The 16,615-nt window shown below is 68.6% G+C and carries 11 protein-coding genes; 6 read left to right on the top strand and 5 right to left on the bottom strand.

The window, feature by feature from the left end; all coding sequences use genetic code 11:
- The first annotated feature begins 70 nt into the window (after positions 1 to 70).
- Positions 71 to 376, top strand: coding sequence for a hypothetical protein (locus VQ042_RS18965; RefSeq protein WP_331821881.1), 306 nt, complete (start codon positions 71 to 73; stop codon positions 374 to 376).
- A gap of 68 nt (positions 377 to 444) precedes the next feature.
- On the opposite strand, the gene VQ042_RS18960 is transcribed toward VQ042_RS18965, so the two are convergent.
- The 4 genes from VQ042_RS18960 to ku all read right to left on the bottom strand — a co-directional run bounded on the left by VQ042_RS18960 (position 445) and on the right by ku (position 5,871).
- Positions 445 to 1,557, bottom strand: a complete 1,113-nt coding sequence (locus VQ042_RS18960) for a pyridoxal phosphate-dependent aminotransferase (RefSeq protein ID WP_331821880.1) — start codon at positions 1,555 to 1,557, stop codon at positions 445 to 447.
- Between the two features lie 75 nt (positions 1,558 to 1,632).
- Positions 1,633 to 2,190, bottom strand: a complete 558-nt coding sequence (locus tag VQ042_RS18955) for a gamma carbonic anhydrase family protein (RefSeq protein ID WP_331821879.1) — start codon at positions 2,188 to 2,190, stop codon at positions 1,633 to 1,635.
- Positions 2,191 to 2,262: 72 nt separating this feature from the next.
- Complete coding sequence (gene ligD / locus VQ042_RS18950; protein ID WP_331821878.1) at positions 2,263 to 4,899, bottom strand: DNA ligase D; 2,637 nt, start codon at positions 4,897 to 4,899, stop codon at positions 2,263 to 2,265.
- Positions 4,900 to 4,911: 12 nt separating this feature from the next.
- Entirely contained in the window at positions 4,912 to 5,871 is a 960-nt protein-coding gene (gene ku, locus VQ042_RS18945) for a non-homologous end joining protein Ku (protein WP_331821877.1), read from the bottom strand.
- Positions 5,872 to 6,128: 257 nt separating this feature from the next.
- On the opposite strand from ku, the gene VQ042_RS18940 reads away from it, so the two are divergent.
- The 4 genes from VQ042_RS18940 (at position 6,129) to VQ042_RS18925 (ending at position 13,020) form a co-directional block, all read left to right on the top strand.
- Entirely contained in the window at positions 6,129 to 7,274 is a 1,146-nt protein-coding gene (locus VQ042_RS18940; protein ID WP_331821876.1) for a metallophosphoesterase family protein, read from the top strand.
- A 3-nt stretch (positions 7,275 to 7,277) separates the two neighbouring features.
- The gene (locus VQ042_RS18935; RefSeq protein WP_331821875.1) at positions 7,278 to 9,926 is read left to right on the top strand and encodes an AAA family ATPase; all 2,649 of its coding nucleotides are present in this window, start codon (positions 7,278 to 7,280) and stop codon (positions 9,924 to 9,926) included.
- Positions 9,927 to 10,325: 399 nt separating this feature from the next.
- Positions 10,326 to 11,555: a porin gene (locus VQ042_RS18930; RefSeq protein WP_331821874.1), complete on the top strand. Its 1,230-nt coding sequence runs from the start codon at positions 10,326 to 10,328 to the stop codon at positions 11,553 to 11,555.
- 184 nt (positions 11,556 to 11,739) lie between these two features.
- Positions 11,740 to 13,020, top strand: a complete 1,281-nt coding sequence (locus VQ042_RS18925; protein ID WP_331821873.1) for a hypothetical protein — start codon at positions 11,740 to 11,742, stop codon at positions 13,018 to 13,020.
- 138 nt (positions 13,021 to 13,158) lie between these two features.
- Here the strand turns inward: VQ042_RS18925 and VQ042_RS18920 are convergent, their stop codons facing one another.
- Complete coding sequence (locus VQ042_RS18920) at positions 13,159 to 15,339, bottom strand: lytic transglycosylase domain-containing protein (protein WP_442880132.1); 2,181 nt, start codon at positions 15,337 to 15,339, stop codon at positions 13,159 to 13,161.
- A gap of 375 nt (positions 15,340 to 15,714) precedes the next feature.
- On the opposite strand from VQ042_RS18920, the gene dapA reads away from it, so the two are divergent.
- Positions 15,715 to 16,596, top strand: coding sequence for a 4-hydroxy-tetrahydrodipicolinate synthase (dapA, locus tag VQ042_RS18915; protein WP_331821872.1), 882 nt, complete (start codon positions 15,715 to 15,717; stop codon positions 16,594 to 16,596).
- Positions 16,597 to 16,615: the final 19 nt, after the last annotated feature.

Below are 16,615 nucleotides of genomic sequence, written 5' to 3'. Positions count from 1 at the left end.
TTCCACGGCATCCTCCCAACGGCGAAAATCCGCCGGCCAAGCGAAGAATCCATCGCAACCGCAAACGCAAGTGAACAATCAGACTACAAAAATTTCCAAATGCGATTCCCCTGTCGACATCCAGACCTACGACGATGTCTCCACCAGCGGCGCGGTATTCGTCGACGCCGACATCCTCTTCGACCTCGGCATGCGCGCGGCCTGCGGCCATGACGGCCCGGTCGATTTCGTCGCCGCCCACATGTATTTCAACCTGGCCGACCGCAAGGGATCACAGGCCGCCGCCTATCACCGCCAGGACGTGGCCGGCCAGATGACGAAGGCCGAGATCGCTGCCGCCCTGCGCGGTGCGCGCCAGTGGCTGACCCGGCACTGAGCCGACGCAACGACCGCCAGCGGCGCCCGGCGCATGTGCGCCCGACCGACTGACCTGCGACGCAGGCTTCAGGATTCGGGCGGCGGACCCACTTCGGCCAGCGCCTCACCGAGCGCGGTCTCGAACACCGCCAGATCCTCGTCGCGACCGACGGTCACGCGGATCATCCGATCGAGCGGCGCCACGCCCGGCATGCGGATGAAGACCCCGCGCCGGATCACGGCATCCAGGATCGCGCGGGCATAGGCCCCGTCGCCGCCGCAACCCATGGCGACGAAATTGGTCGCCGAGGGCAGGGGCGTCAGCCCGGCGGATCGGGCGATCTCTGCCAGCCTGATGCGGGCGTCCGCAATCCTCTCCACCGTCCGGCGCAAATAGTCCTGGTCCCGCAGCGCCGCGAGCGCGCCGATCTGCGACACCCGCGAAATGCCGAAATGGTTTCGCACCTTCTCGAACTGCAGGATCGTCTCCGCCTCGCCGATCGCAAAGGCGATCCGGGCGCCGGCCAAGCCATAGGCCTTGGAAAAGGTGCGAAAGCGCAGGAGATTGGGACGCATCACGCTCATGGCCGGCAGCGCCGAGGCTGGCGCCATGTCGGCATAAGCCTCGTCGAGGACGAGGATCGTCTCCGGCGGCACCTGATCGATCAGCCGCTCGATCTCCCCCGCCTCGTACCAGGAGCCGGTGGGATTGTCGGGATTGGAAACGTAGAGAAGCTTCGGCTTCAGCGCCCGGGTGCGCTCCAGCAGGGCATCGAGATCCTCGCGGTCGTCGCGATAGGGCACGAAGTCCAGCGCCGCGCCGTGGCCGGCGACATGGTAGTTGAATGTCGGATAGGCGCCGTGGGAGGTGACGACCCGGTCGCCGGGCTCGCAGGTCAGGCGCACGAGCAGGCCGAGCAGCCCGTCGATTCCTTCGCCGACCATGATGTTGTCCGGCGTGATGTCGAAATGGGCCGCCAGCGCTTCCTTCAGGTGATGATTGGCCGAATCGCCGTAGCCCCAGCTGTCGGCGGCAGCGCGGGACATCGCGTCGATCGCCCTGGGGGAGGGACCGAAGACGCTTTCGTTGGCGCCGAGGCGCGCCTTGAAGCGGACGCCCGTCTGGCGCTCCAGCGCTTCCGGCCCGACGAAGGGCACCGAGGCGGGCAGCGATCGCACGAGATCGGTGAAGAGCGGCATGAAGAACTCCGGACGGGAACGGCGGTCGGGGCAGCCGGCGGCTGCGAATGTCGGTGCGGGCCCTGGCGGGCGGAGTCAGTCGCGCGGACTGGCCGCGTCGCCCGGCTCGATCGGCACCAGCCCCTTGGCGAAGCGCCTGGCGTTGCCGGCATAGTGCTCGGCGGAGAGCTTGAGCGCCGCGACCGCCGCGTCGTCCAGGGTGCGCGCGACGCGCGCAGGGGCGCCGACGATCAGCGAATTGTCGGGAAACTCCTTGCCCTCGGTCACCAGCGCATTGGCGCCGACGATGCAGTTGCGGCCGATCTTCGCGCCGTTCAGCACCGTGGCGCCCATGCCGATCAGCGAATTGTCACCGATGGTGCAGCCGTGGACGATCGCCGCATGGCCTAGCGTGCAGCCGGCGCCGATGGTCAGCGGAAAGCCCATGTCGCTGTGCAGGGTGCAATTGTCCTGAATGTTGGTGTCGTCGCCGATAGTCATCCATTCGTTGTCGCCGCGCAGCACGGCGCCGAACCAGATGCCGACATTGCGGCCAAGCCGGACCCGGCCGATGACATGGGCCCCCGGCGCGACGAACACCGTGCCATCGGCCGGCAGTTCCGGCCGGTCCTCGTCGAGCGCGTAAATGGGCATTGGCAACCTCCGAGCTGATGCGCAGCGAAACTGCGTCAGCGGGGAACGGGAATCAAGCGCGGCGGCGCAGGCTCACCCGGCGACCGCCTTCTGCATCGCCTTGGTCAGCGACTGGCGGACCGCGGCATAGTCCTCCCAGGGATCGGGCGTGTCCAGCCGCGCGAGCACGGTGGCGAGGGTGAAGCCGTTGGCCGCGTCCAGCTCCGAAAGCTCGTCCCAGGTCACGGGCGTCGCCACCGGGGCACCGGCGCGCGAGCGCGTGGAATAGGGCGCGATGGCTGTCGCGCCGCGCTCATTGCGCAGCCAGTCGATGAAGATCTTGCCGGTGCGCTTGGCCTTCGACATGGTCGCGACGTAGCGGTCCGGCTCTTCGCTGGCCTGCAGGTAGGAAAAGGTCCGGGCGAAGGATTTCAGATCGTCCCAGCCCTGCCGCCGGTCCAGCGGCGCGACGACGTGGACGCCCTTGCCGCCGGTGACCATGGCGAAGGTGGTCAGGCCGAGTTCGGCAAGGCGATCCCTGAGGTCGAAGGCGGCCTGCCGGACGTCGCCGAAATCCAGCCCCTCGTCGGGATCGAGATCGAAGACTAGCCGGTCGGGCTTTTCCAGCTTGTCGTTGTGGGCGCCCCAGATGTGGAATTCGAGCGTGTTCATCTGCACCGCGCCGACGAGGCCGGCGGCTTTGGTCACCGTGAGATAGTCCGCCTTGCTGCCGTCCTTCTCGGTGACGGGGACCGTCTCGACCGCGTCGGGAAAGCCGCCGCTGTCGTGCTTCTGGAAGAAGCAGCGCTTTCCTCCGCCCTGGGGGCAGCGGACCAGCGACAGCGGCCGGCCGCCGGTATGGGCGAGCATGCGGTCGGCGATGCGCTCGTAATAGAGAGCGAGGTCGCCCTTGGTGACGCCCTGGCCTTCGAAGACCACGCGCTCGGGATGGGTCAGCCGGACACCGGCGACCGTATCGGGGGCGGCCCCGACGGTTTGCGGTGCCGGGCCGGACCTGGCCGAGCGCTTGCCGCCGCCTCCGGTGGCGGCCGAGACCGGTTTGGCCCGTTCGTAGGTCACGTCTTCGGCCTCCTTGTCCTCGCGCAGGCCCTTGAAGACGCCGTGGCGGATGGAGCCATCGGCGGTGATCTCGGCGAATTCGATCTCGGCGACCAGGGTCGGGGTGACGAAGCGGGCCGTCCGCCGGACGTCGGACGGCAATTCGTCGAAGGGCGAGGTCTTGCGCGCCAGTTCGGCGAAGCGGGCCTGAAGGTCGGCCATGTTGCGCTCGTCGAAGCCCGAGCCGACGCGGCCGCGATAGACGAGGCTGTCACCCTCCGTCACGCCGAGGAGGATGGAGGAGAAGGCCCGGCCCTTCTTGTCCGAGGCCTTCCAGCCACCGATGACGAAATCCTGCCGGTGGGTGCACTTCACCTTCAGCCAGTTGCGCGAGCGGCCGGAGCGGTAAGGCGCGTCGGCGCGCTTGGCGATGGTGCCTTCGTGCCCGGCCGTGCAGATCTTGCGGAAGACCGAATCGCCGCTGCCGGTGATGTGCTCGCTGTAGAGCAGCGTGCCGGTGTCATGGCCGTCTAGGAGATCGCGCAGCGCCGCCTTGCGTTCGGTCAGGGGCCGGGTGCGCAGATCCTCGCCGTCCAGATGCAGGAGGTCGAAGCAGAAGCAGGCGAGGGGGCCGCCCTCGGACAGATGCTTCTGGAGGGTGGAGAAATCGGTGCCGCCGTCGGGATCGAATGCGACGACCTCGCCGTCGATCAGCGCGCTGCGGCAATCGAGACCCGCTGCGGCGTCCGCGATTCCGGTGAAGCGCTCGGTCCAGTCCTGCTCGTTGCGGGTCCAGCATGTCGCCTTGCCGTCCCCGATGGCGATCAGGACGCGGTAGCCGTCATACTTCATTTCGTGGACCCAGTCGCGCCCGGCCGGTGCGTCGTCCACGAGTGTCGCAAGCTGCGGCGGGGAGAAGGTCGGCATGGGAAGCGGCCTGGCCGCCCGGCCCTTTGCCGTCTTGCCGGTCGGTTTGGTCCCCTTCTTGCCGGCGGTCGCCTTCGCGGGCGTCGCCTTGGTCTTCGCGCCGGTCGCGCTCCGGCTTTTCGCCGCGGGCTCGTCGGCACGGTCGCTCTCCCAGACGTCGTCGCCCCTGGCGATGGCCGCCATGGTGCGCCCGGTCTTCACGCTCTTCTCGTCCTTCAGGAGGTTGCGCCGGCGGTCGACCGCCTCGTCCTTCTCCTTGATCAGGAGCCAGTTCTCGCGCTTCTCGCCATTGCGCGGCTTCATGCGGACCAGCGCCCAGTTGCCGCGCATGCGCTCGCCCTCGAGATGCATCTTGAGGTTGCCCCTGGCAAAGCCCTCCTGCGGGTCCTCCAGCGGTTCCCAGCTGCCCTGGTCCCAGAGCATCACGGTGCCGCCACCATATTCTCCCTTCGGGATCGTGCCCTCGAAAGTGCCGTAATCCATCGGGTGATCCTCGGTGCGGACCGCCAGGCGCTTGTCGGCGGGGTCGAGGCTGGGGCCTCTGGTCACCGCCCAGCTCTTGAGGACGCCCTCCCACTCGATGCGGAAATCATAGTGCAGCCGCGTGGCGTCGTGCTTCTGGACGCAGAAGAACAGGCCGTCGCCGGCGAGCGCCGCCGCTTCGGAGCCGCGGGGCTCGCGGGTCCGGGCGAAGTCGCGCTTCTGCCGATAGGTCTCGAGCAGGGTGTCGCTTCTGGATGCCATGGCGGCGATCCGTCAGGCGCTCTTGCGCCGGCTGGCGGGGGCCTTTGTCCCCGAGCCGGTCGATTTCGCCGTCTTGCTGCCACTGGCCTTGGTGGCGCGAGGCTTGGCGGCGGTCTTCGCCTTGCCGCCCCGAGCCGAAGGGGCGCCCGAACCGGACTTGGCCGCACCGTCGCCGCCGCTGCCTTCGAGGCTCTTCTTCAGGGTGGCCATCAGGTCGACGACATTGCTGCCCGAACTCGACGGGGCCGGCTCGTCGTCCTCGACGGTGATCCGGGCCTTGCCGCCCTTCTTGCGCTTGTCGGCGATCAGTGCCTTGAGGGCGGCGGTGTAGTGGTTCTTGAAGTTCGAGGCGTCGAAGGGGGCGGTCTTCTTCTCGATGAGCTGGGTGGCAACATCGAGGAGGTCGCTGTCGGTCTCCGCATCGGAGATGTCGGAGAAGATCGTGTCGGACTTGCGGATCTCGTCCTCGTAATGAAGCGTCTCCAGGAGCAGGCCCGCTCCGCACGGCCGCAGCGCCACCAGATGCTCCTTGCCGCGCAGGGACAACTGGCCGAGTCCGGTCTTCTTGGACTGGCGCAGGGCGTCGCGCACGACGCGGAAGGCGTCCTCGGCCAGCTCGTCCTGGGGCACGACGTAATAGGGCTTGTCGAAATAGAGCGGCGGGATCGAGCAGGTGTCGACGAACTGGACGAGTTCCAGCGTCTTCTTGGTCTCGATCTTGACGTCGTCGATCTCCTCGTCGGTGAGGAGGACGTAGTCGTCCTTGCCGATCTCGTAGCCCTTGACGATGTCGTTCTTGTCGACAGGCCCGATGCCGTCCACCACCTTGTCGTAATGGATGCGCTTGCCGCTTTCGCGGTGGATCTGGCGAAAGCTGATCGAGGCGCCCGATTGGGTGGCCGTGTACATCTCGACCGGGATCGAGACGAGAGAGAGGCGAATCTGGCCTTTCCAGATGGGACGCTGCGCCATGAACATTCTCCAGACAATCGGACTGCCGCGGCGATAAAACGAGTCCGGGCGACGACTCGTTCCCGTTGCAGGACCGAACCGGCGAAGGGACGGCCGGTTGCACGGCGGCGGCGTCGTCCGCGCCTGAAGTTCGGCAGAAAAGCGGTTGATGGCGCTGGCGTTCGCCGCTGCGACCTTGCGTCTTGCCCGGCGCTGGGGCAGCACGTCTGACAGTCGCCGCATTCTCGCATCGTGATTCAGCAGCTCGTGCCAAGGCCTTGATCCGGATTCTCCATACCGCCGACTGGCAGATCGGAAAGCCCTTCGGCCAGTTCGAGGCCGACCGCCGCGGCGAGCTGCGCGCCGAGCGCTTCGCCGTGGTCGCGCGGATTGCGGCCCTGGCGCAGGAGCGCGGCTGCGACGCGGTACTGGTTGCCGGCGACGCCTTCGACGACAACACCGTCTCCGACCGCGACCTCAACCGCACGCTGGAGGCGATGGCGGGGTTTCGCGGGCCATGGATCATGCTGCCGGGCAATCACGACGCGGCGCTCAGCGAATCCGTGTGGACGCGGCTGCGCCGGCGCGCCGGGCAGGCCTCCGTGGTGATCGCCGACCGGCCGGAGCCGATTGCGCTGAAGGACGGCGCCGCCGTGATCCTGCCTGCGCCGCTGACCCGCCGCCACGAGGGCGCCGATCTGACGGCGTGGTTCGACCATGCGGAGGCGCCGGCCGGCGCCGTGCGCATCGGGCTCGCCCACGGCTCCGTTGCCAATCGCCTGCCGGCCAAGGCCGAGTCCGGCAATCCGATCGCCGACGACCGCAGCGAGCGGGCCCGGCTCGATTATCTGGCGCTGGGCGACTGGCACGGATATGTCGAGATCGCGCCGCGCACCGTCTATGCCGGCACGCCCGAGCCCGACCGCTATCCCGCCAACGATCCGGGCCATGTCGTGATCGTCGAGATCGATGCGCCGGGCGCAGCACCCCGCATCGAACGGGTGCGCACGGCCCGGTTCGACTGGCGGGCGATGGAGCTGCGGCTCGACGGCACGATCGAGGGTCTGGGCGAGGCCCTTGAGGGCCTCACCCGTCCCGGCGAGACGCTGCTCGACCTGACGCTGACCGGCAGCCTGCCGCTGCGCGAACGGGTGCGGCTGGACGAGGCGCTGGACGACTGGTCCGCGCGGCTCTTCGATCTGCGGGTGGACGATGGCGGGCTTCTCGACGAGCCTGATGAAGAAGATCTCGACCTGATCGATGTCGGCGGCTTCGTGCGCGTGGCGATCGACCGCTTGCGGGCGAAGGCCGCGGACCCGCAGGATCCCGAGCGGGCCGCCGCGCAGCTGGCGCTGCGCATGGCCTATGTCGAGCATCGCCGGCTCCTCGGCACGGCTGCCGACAGCGCGTCGAAGGCGGGCTGACCCATGTATCTGAAGTCGCTCCGCCTGACCGATTTCGCCGGCATTCGCTCGGCGGAACTGCCGCTGATCGAGCCGGGGCTCAACGTCATCGTCGGCGACAACGAGGCGGGCAAGTCGACCCTCCTGACCGCGCTGCGCGCAGCCTTCTTCCAGAAGCACCGGGCCGGCGGTGAAGCGGCGCGGGCGCTCGGTCCCTACGATCGGCAGGCGCGCCCGGAGGTGGAGGTGTGCTTCGAGATCGCCGATACGACCTACACGCTGACGAAGGCCTTCCTGCAGCGGCCGGCTGCCGAACTGAGCTGGGCCGGGGGCAGCCTGTCGGGCGATGCGGTGGAAGAGCATCTCGCCGAATTGTTCCGCTTCACCCATCCGGGCGCCGGCGAGCCGAAGCTGGACAAGCATCAGGGCGCGTTCGGGCTTCTGTGGGTGGAGCAGGGCCGCTCGACCGGCGGGCTGGACGTCGGCGTCGGCCGCGATGCGGTCACGGCCTCGCTGGAAGGCGAGGTCGGGCAGATCCTCGGCGGCGAGCGGGGGCGCAGCCTGATCGCCAGCGCCAAGGCGCTGCAGGATCGCTTCTTTACCGAGACGCTCAAGGTGGCGCGCGCATCGCCGGTGCGCGAGGCCGACGAGCGGCTGTCGGACCTGCGCGCGGAACTGGCGTCCAAGGCAACGCTGTGGCGCGACTTCCAGGAGCGGCTCGACCGGCTGGATGAGCGCCGGCACAAGCTGCGTGCCTATGAGCGCGATTCGGCGCTGACGAAGGCCGAACAGGCGCTGGAAGCGGCGGAAGCCGCCGCGATCCGTGCCGAAAGCCTCGACCGCGAATGCGGCGAGGCCGAGCGTGACCTCGAACACGCGCTGGCACGGCGCGAGGCGGCCGCCGAGCGGCTGTCCCGGCGCGAGCGCCTGATGGCGGCGGTGACCGAAGCTGCGCGAATTGCCGACGGCACTGCGGCCAGTCTTGCCGAATTGCAGGCCGCCGGCTTGGAAGAACGGGCCGCGCTGGAGCGGGCGGAAGCTGCTCGCGAATCCGCGCGGCTGGCCGCCGAGGAGGCCGATGCGGCCGACGAGGCCCAGCGCTCGCGCGCCGAGGTCAAGCGCCTGACCGACGAGATTGTGGCCCGCGACCAGCGCTTGAAGGAAGCCCGGGCGCTGGATGCCCAGCTGGCCGAACTGCGGCGCCCGGACGGCGAGCCGGCGATCGACGCATCCGCCATCAAGGCGCTGGATGCGGCCGAGCGGCGGGTGCGCGACGCGGCGGTGCGGCTGTCGGTGGCCGCGCCGACGATCCTGTTCGAGCCGGACGGCGATGGGACAATCGCCGATGCCGCCGGCGAAGTAATCGCCTCTGGCGCTGCCATACGGGTCACGGCGCGCACCGGCTTTACCCTGCGCGGCTTCGGCCGGGTGGTCGTCGAGCCCGGCGGCGATGCCGAAACGTTGCGCCATGACAGCGATGCCGCGGCGGCGGAGCGCGACACGCTCCTGAAGCGATATGGCGTCGGCTCGACCGATGCGGCGCGGGTTCGCGCCAAGGCCGCCGAGGATCGCCGGATCGAGACGGCCGCCTTGACGAAGCAGCTGGCCGCGCTTTTGCCGGAGGGCGTTCCGGCCGCATCGGCGGAGCTGGACGACCTGCGCGCCGAACTCGCCCGCCTGGCATCGCAGATGCCGGATGGAGAGCAGGATGCCAGCGAGCCGGTCGCCGCGGACGCCGAGCGAATCCGCCAGATGCGGCAGGAGGCCCGGGGCCGCCTCGATGCCGCCGGCGCCGAACTGGAGCAGATGCGGCGTGCCGCGTCGGGCAGCCTTGCCCGGATGGCGGCAGCCGAATCGGAGGACGGCTACCGACGGGCCGACGCCGATCGACTGCGGCGGGAACTGGCGGACGCCGAAGGCGCCCGGCCGCGCTCGGCGCTGGCCGAGGATCTGGCGGCTGCCGAGCTCGAGCGCTCCGCCAAGGCCGCGGTACTGGCCGTGCGCCAGCGCGAACGCGACAGCGCCGACCCCGAAACCGTGCGCCTGACCCTGCAGATGCGGAAGAAGGCGCTGGAATCGATCCGGCGCGACATGGCGGGCCTGAAGGAAGAGGCGCTGACGCTGGAAGGCGAATTGCGCGCCCAGGGGGCGACCGGCCTTGGCGAGGAGATCGCCCGGCTGGAGGGCGAGATCGGCACGCTGGAGGCACGGCTTGCGCGGCTGACCCTGGAAGCGGATGCGTCGCGGCTCCTGCATGCGACCCTTGTCGGCGCCCAGCGCGAGGCGCGCGAGCACTGGCTCGGCCCGATCAAGACCCAGGTTGCGCCGTATCTGAAGCTGATCCACCCCGGCACGGAGATCGAACTCGACGACACCACCCTGGAAATCCGTAGCCTGCACCGGGCCGGCGTCGCCGAGGATTTCCGCCGCCTGTCAGCCGGGGCGCGCGAGCAGGTGGCCGTTGTGACCCGGATCGCCCTCGCCCACGTCCTGAAGAAGGGCGGGCACCCGGCCGCGGTGATCCTCGATGATGCGCTGGTCAACACCGACGAGAAGCGGCTGGAGCGGATGCATCTCGTCCTGCAGAAGGCGGCGGAGGATCTGCAGATCATCGTCCTGACCTGCCGCGAGCGCGATTTCCGCGATCTCGGGGCGCCGATCTTCCGGCTCTGACACGCCCCGACAGTCTCATCCGTCGCAGGGAATCATTCCGCCGCATGTCGGGCGGCGAGAGGGCAAAGCGTCACCGACAGATGCGTTTCGCTCGCCGCGGCGGAAGCCCGGCCCCCGCAGAGCGGTGCCGGGTGGCGGCGCAACCCCCTGCAAACCGGCGGTTCCTAACAAGAGGTAAACGAAAAAGTGGCATCCCCGCAACAGGGGTGTGTCCAAAGCACCCCAGAAACCCCAATGTGGCATTTAGGCGATTGCATCCCGAACGCTGGTGGATAATGTCGCCACAGAGAGATCGAGGGGGCAAACGCTTCGGACTTTCGCACAGGGGATGGGGCAGGGAAGGCTGTCCTTCGTATAAGGCCCAACCCTAACCTATAAAAATTGACTGGAGGTCAGGACATGAACATTAAGAGCCTTCTTCTCGGCTCCGCTGCGGCAATCGTCGCAGTCTCCGGCGCCCGCGCTGCGGACGTCATCATGCCGGTGGCCCCGGAGCCGGTTGACTACGTTCGCGTTTGCGACGTCTACGGCACGGGCTTCTACTATATCCCGGGCACCGAAACCTGCCTGTCGATCAACGGCTATGTACGTTTCCAGTACAACGTCGCTGGCGGCATCGAGGACGATTTCGGCAACGACTACCTCGAGAACTTTGAGGGCGACAACTACCAGGCCGGCTCCGCCGTCCGCGTTCGCCTGCACATCGACGCTCGCGAAGAGACCGAGCTCGGCACCCTGCGCGCCTTCGCTCGTCTCCAGGCGAACAACTCCTTCGGTGCCTACGGCGCCGACGCCGACTACCGCATGGACCAGGGCTATCTGCAGCTCGGTGGTCTGACCATGGGTTACACAGACTCGCTGTGGACCGATGGTGACGGCCTGCTGACGGACACGGACCTGGCGGTCGGTGACCTCCAGACCAACCGCGTTTCCTACACCTATGCAGCGGACGGCTTCACCGCCGCCCTGTCGCTGGAAGACGATGGCACGGGCGACTTCGCTCCGGACGTCATCGGTCGTCTGGCCTATGCCGGTGGCTGGGGCTCCATCTACCTCGCCGGTTCGTACGACGAGAACCAGTTCGGTGGCCTGCTGGAAGACGATCTCCTCGACTACGGTTACCTGAATACGACCACTACGGATGGCGACGGTGCTTTCGCTCTGAAGGCTGGTCTGTCTCTCAAGGACTTGGTCGCAGCCGACTCCCAGCTGAAGATCGAAGGTAGCTACGCTTTCGACCCGTCGACCTACTCCACGATCGGCCTGTTCTCGAACGCCCGCACGCTCGGCACCCAGCTTGACCTCCTGACGGGCACCGTGCCGGTCGAGTGGCAGGTCGGTGCCGGTTATGCTCAGACGTTCGGCAAGCTCGGCGTGGCCGTCTCGGGTGTCTACGGTGAGACCTTCGATACCTACGACTACGACTTCATTGGCGGTACGCTCGACAGCCGCGGCAACGGCGAGTACTACAAGCTCGTTGGTAACGTCGGCTACGAGATCACCAACAACTTCGACATGCTGGCTGAGATCTCCTACGCCAACATCGACTACGACGACCAGATCAACGACGGCTTCGACAACTCGATCGACCAGACGGCGGGCTTCCTCCGCTTCGTCCGCTACTTCTAATAGAGCAGACATATCGTCCAGAGAGCCCGGCGTTCGCGCCGGGCTCTTTGCGTTGTGACGTCGGCAGTTTGGGATTTTCCTGGACGCATACCTGGCGGTGCACTTCCTGCTCGCGGAGACGGTTGTCCCGCCGCGCCGGCTCGCTAGCTAGATACGCATCTTCACCGACTGCGGAGCCGGCCAGATGACGTCATTTCTCGGCAAGATGATCGTGCTTGCCGCCACGGCCATGGGCCTCAAGAGGCTGGTCCAGCGGGACTCCGGTGATTCCAGCCGGGCAGGGGAGCCATCACCGCGCGGCCACGCCGCGGCCGATCCCGCGCCATCGTCTCCCTCCACCGACGCTGCGACCACCGAATCCGCCGCGCTTGCGCCGGCCGCATCCTCTCCGGAGGCAGCGCCAGACGCCACGGAGCCTATGCCCGAGCGCAAGCCGGAGGTCTCCGACGATGCTCCGAGCGCGCCTGCTCCGGCTGCTTCGGACAGTTCCGCAAAGGCACCGCCGCGCCCTGCGCCGCGGCCGGCGGAGGATCCGCTGGAAGCCAAGCACCGGGCCGCACCGTTCGAGCGGAACTTCCGGTCAGTGGATTATAGCAGGCTGTCGCTCGACGAGGCGGCGATAACCGCAGACCGGGAACGGCAGCGGCGGATGCACTCGACCTGGAGCCCGCCGCCGCCGGAACGGCGCAAGCCTGCCGAACCCAGCCAGGGCGGAGTCTTCTCCAGCTTCGGCGGCAGCGTGATTGCAGCAGAGGTGATCCGCGGCGGCGATACCGGGCGGGTGCCGGACCCGATGCCGCCGCTGCCGGGCGGGGCGGTGCCCCTGGCCGGCCCGCATCCGGACGCGCCGACGCCCGATGCGGCCGAGCGCGAGGGGCGTCCCGCCGATCCGCTCGCGGTCAAGCATCGCGCGGAACCGTTCGACCAGGATTTCCGGACGGTCGACTACGCCAATCTCGATGATGATGGCAGCGAGCCATCCCGGCCGCACGACAGCGCTGCAGATGACAGTGCGATGCCGCCGGTCATGTCACCAGCCCCCGCGGGAGAAGCGGGATATCCGGCTGCCTTCCGGACGGCGAGCGCGGCTGCGCCTCTCAAGGGCGCCCAGGCCGCGCCGGATGACGGTGGGAATGCAGCGGAGAATCCCGGGGACAGGGGGCCTGGCGCCGCGGTTCTGGACGGAGATGAGCCCGCCAATGCCGGCAAGTCGGAAGTGTCACCGGCCGCGACCGCCCGCGAGCCCGATGCCGCCCCCGACGATCTCACCCGGATCAAGGGCATCGGTCCGGCGGTGGAGCGGCTCCTTTTCGAGCAGGGGATCTTCCGTTTTCACCAGATCGCCGCCCTCGGCGACACGGAGATCGCGGCCATCGAGCGCGCGATCGGCTTCAAGGGCCGGATCGGGCGGGAAGGCTGGGTCGAACAGGCGCGCGCACTGGACGAGCAGCGCGCGTCGGACTGACGCGACCGGCTTCCGTTGCAGCCGGTCAAATCGTCGCGTGTCCTGACGGGATGCACGGCGTTCTGATTTCCTGAGTGGCGGCAACCAGCTTTCTGATCGACGCTTCCGATGTGGGGCCGTCGCTGGAGGCGGCGGCGATCAGCCGCCGCGGCCGACGCGCAGGTCGCGTTCGATATCGAAGCCGGCGCCGAGACGCATCTTGTAGACCCCGTAATTTTCCAGCACCCGCTGCACGTAGTTGCGGGTCTCCGTGTAGGGGATGCGCTCCACCCAGTCGACGACCTGGTCGAGCGACTTGCCGCGCGGGTCGCCGAAGCGCTCGATCCACTCGCGGGCCCGCCGCGGGCCCGCATTGTAGGCGACGAAGGTGAGGACGTAGGAGCCGCCGAAATCGGCGATCTGCTCGCCGAGGAAGTGAGCGCCGAGCGCCGCGTTGTAGCCGGGGTCGCTGGTCAACCGGTCCGGCGAATAGCTGACGCCGACCTTGCGGGCGACGCTCCTGGCCGTTCCGGGCATCAGCTGCAGGAGGCCGAGCGCGCCGGCGGGCGAGCGGGCCTTCGGGTTGAAGGCGCTTTCCTGGCGGGCGATGGCATAGGCCAGCGCCTTGCCGGCGGCCGAAATGTTGGCACTCGCCGGGATCACCCCGATCGGGAAGGCCAGGGCCGGCGCATCGATGCCGCGCCAATAGGCGAGCTTGCCGACCTGCAACACCAGATGATGGTCGCCGCGCCGTTCTGCCATGACCGACAGCAGGGCGAGTTCGCCCGGGCTCTCCAGTTCGTCCGCCAAAGCGCGATAGAGGCTGTCGGCGCGCCAGTCGGAGCCGATCTCCTCGAGCCGCCGGATCGCCCGCACGGCCTCGCGCTGCTCGAAGCGGCGCCGTTCGGCGTCGCTCGGCCGCGGGAATGCGATGGCGTCGGGCTTGCGGCCGAGGCGAGCGGCGGAAAGCTGGCCGTAATAGGTCGCCGGGAAACGGGCCGCCTGCGCGTAATAGTTGGCGGCCGAGCCCGACGCGCCGGCTTCCGCCGCGCGTCCCAGCCAGTAATAGCCGCGCGACCGCGACAGTGGCATGCTCGAGATCTCGACGATCCGGGCGAAATGGCGCTGCGCCGTCACCGGGTCGTTCAGGAAGCGCATGGCGATCCAGCCGGCGTGGAACTCGGCCTCGACCGCTTCCGACGGGCTTTCGGCCAGATGCATGGCCGCGACGCGGTAGGCGAGCTGCGGCTTGCCCAGGTCGAGAAGATCGCGGGCCACGATGCGGCGCTCGTTCCACCAGGCATCCGGGTTCACCAGCGCATCGGCGTCGCGCGGCGCGTCGATCAGCAGCTGTGCCGCCTCGTCGACCTTGTCGTGCTTGCGATTGTATTCGACCAGCGCCAGGCGGTAGCCCGGATCGGCCCGCTCCGCCTTCGGCACGGCGGACAGCAGCCTGGCCGCGCCGGCCTCGTTGCGGATCACCGCGGCGCGGGCGGCAAAGAGCGCCTGCGCCCCGGCCGCCTTGGCGACGCGCCCGGCGTCGGTCACCCGCTCGGCATAGAGCAGCATGTCCATGCGGCGCTTGTGATCGGCGCGCGACAACAGGGTCTGGAAGTTCGCAAGGAACTGGCGTTCGACATCCTTGTCGAGCCGTTCCTCGCGCCATACCCGCGACACCAGCGTCCTGGCGCGGCCTGCATCGCCTGCCGCCAGATAGGCGCGGGCCAGCGCCATGGCGCCTTCCGGGCTTTCCGGCTGGCCGCCGGCGAAGGCACGGATAACCTGGGCGGCCGGCAGCTCCTCGCGATAGAGGGCCTTCTCACTGTTGATCCGCAGCGTCTTGGTGCCGGGCCAGCTGGACAGTTCGGTGGCGGTGCGGGCGATCTCGGCGGCCGGCACGTCCTTGCCGCCGGTGAGTGCGATGGCCCAGGACAGGATGTGGCGATCCAGCGTGCCGGGCATCATGCCCTCGCGGATGGCGCGCGCCTTCTGCGCGTTGCGGTCGGACAGCGCCTGCAGGCCGTCCTTCAACTCGCCGCGCATGGGCTGGACCGAGCCGAGCCGCGGCGTCATCGCCGCGATGGACGCGGTGAAGGCACTGGCCCCTGCGGGGGCGGCCGCCGGGGCAGCCTGTGCCAGCGCCGGATTGCGCGTCGGGCTGACCGTGCGCCCGAACCGCCATGGATCGACGCCCGCCGCGGTCGTCTCCATGGCCGGGCGCGTCGTCGGCGTCGGGCCGAGCAGCGGCAGCACCGCCTCTTCGGCCAGGGTCGACGTCGTCGCCATGGCGGCGATCACCGTGCCGATCACGAGGCGCTGTGCGAGTTTATGAGCTGTCATGGCCAACCTTCTGGACGTCCGGGCCCTGGCGTCGACATGCCGGTGCCGCGCCGCTTCCCGTCGCAATCCGCCGTGGTCGCAGGCCCGTCAGGCCGGACCGCCGCGCATCGCCGGAATGGTTTGCAAATCTCTCACAACCACGATTAAAGCGCCGTTACCGGCAACAGTCACGACGCTTCTTGCAGCACGGCCCCGGGCTCTGCTTGTTTCGCCATGACCGCTTCAATATGGTGCCGCGATTCCGGATCGATCGCAGCATTCGGCACACCGCACCGCGGTGGTCCAGCAGGCGACGGTCGCCGGCCAGATGACATACACATGACGCAGCGCATGCCGCGAGTTCGCACGACCGGCATGTGGGGAGAAAGAGAGAGCATGTTCAAGGGTTCGCTGCCGGCGCTGGTGACGCCGTTCGCCGAAGACGGGTCGCTGGACGAGGCCGCTTACGCAGCCTTCGTCGAATGGCAGATCGGCGAGGGCTCGCACGGTCTGGTGCCCGTCGGCACGACTGGCGAAAGCCCGACCCTGTCGCACAGCGAGCACAAGCGTGCCGTCGAGATCTGCATCGAGACGACCGCCGGCCGCGTGCCGGTGGTGGCCGGTGCCGGCTCGAACAACACGGTCGAGGCCATCGACTTCGCGCAGTTCGCCGAACAGGCCGGGGCCGACGGCCTGCTCATCGTCACGCCCTATTACAACAAGCCGAACCAGAAGGGCCTCTACGCCCATTACGCCGCCATCGCCCGCTCGGTGTCGCTGCCGATCATCATCTACAACATCCCCGGGCGCTCGGTCATCGACATGACGCCGGAGACGATGGGCCGGCTGGCGGCGGATTTTTCCAACATCATCGGCGTCAAGGATGCGACCGCGCGGGTCGACCGGGTGTCGGAGCAGCGGATCACCTGCGGGCCGGACTTCCTCCAGCTGTCGGGCGAGGATTCCTCGGCGCTCGGCTTCAACGCCCATGGCGGCAAGGGCTGCATCTCAGTGACGGCGAATGTCGCGCCGCGGCTGTCGGCCGAGTTCCAGACGGCGTGCCTGGCCGGCGACTACGCCAAGGCGCTGGAATACCAGGACCGGCTGATGCCGCTGCACAAGGCGCTGTTCATCGAGCCGAACCCGACCGGGGTGAAATATGCGCTGTCCAGGCTCGGCCGCGTCGGCAACCGCCTGCGCTCGCCGCTGGTGCCGATCGACGAATCCACCGAGCGGGCGATCGATGCCGCGCTGAAGCATGCCGGCCTCACCGCCTGATCCGGCGCCGCGCAGCGGT

This window comes from Aurantimonas sp. A2-1-M11 (genome assembly GCF_036549475.1).
Classification (GTDB): Bacteria; Pseudomonadota; Alphaproteobacteria; order Rhizobiales; family Rhizobiaceae; genus Aurantimonas.
Note: the sequence above shows the minus strand (reverse complement) of the source record. Positions and strands in the feature narration are given on the sequence as shown.

What these genes read in the sequence shown, in the direction of transcription:
- VQ042_RS18935 (WP_331821875.1), top strand. Translation starts at nt 7,278, where the DNA reads ATGTATCTGAAGTCGCTCCGCCTGACCGATTTCGCCGGCATTCGCTCG.
- ku (WP_331821877.1), bottom strand. Translation starts at nt 5,871, where the DNA reads ATGGCGCAGCGTCCCATCTGGAAAGGCCAGATTCGCCTCTCTCTCGTC.
- VQ042_RS18930 (WP_331821874.1), top strand. Translation starts at nt 10,326, where the DNA reads ATGAACATTAAGAGCCTTCTTCTCGGCTCCGCTGCGGCAATCGTCGCA.
- VQ042_RS18925 (WP_331821873.1), top strand. Translation starts at nt 11,740, where the DNA reads ATGACGTCATTTCTCGGCAAGATGATCGTGCTTGCCGCCACGGCCATG.
- VQ042_RS18955 (WP_331821879.1), bottom strand. Translation starts at nt 2,190, where the DNA reads ATGCCCATTTACGCGCTCGACGAGGACCGGCCGGAACTGCCGGCCGAT.
- dapA (WP_331821872.1), top strand. Translation starts at nt 15,715, where the DNA reads ATGTTCAAGGGTTCGCTGCCGGCGCTGGTGACGCCGTTCGCCGAAGAC.
- ligD (WP_331821878.1), bottom strand. Translation starts at nt 4,899, where the DNA reads ATGGCATCCAGAAGCGACACCCTGCTCGAGACCTATCGGCAGAAGCGC.
- VQ042_RS18920 (WP_442880132.1), bottom strand. Translation starts at nt 15,339, where the DNA reads ATGACAGCTCATAAACTCGCACAGCGCCTCGTGATCGGCACGGTGATC.
- VQ042_RS18960 (WP_331821880.1), bottom strand. Translation starts at nt 1,557, where the DNA reads ATGCCGCTCTTCACCGATCTCGTGCGATCGCTGCCCGCCTCGGTGCCC.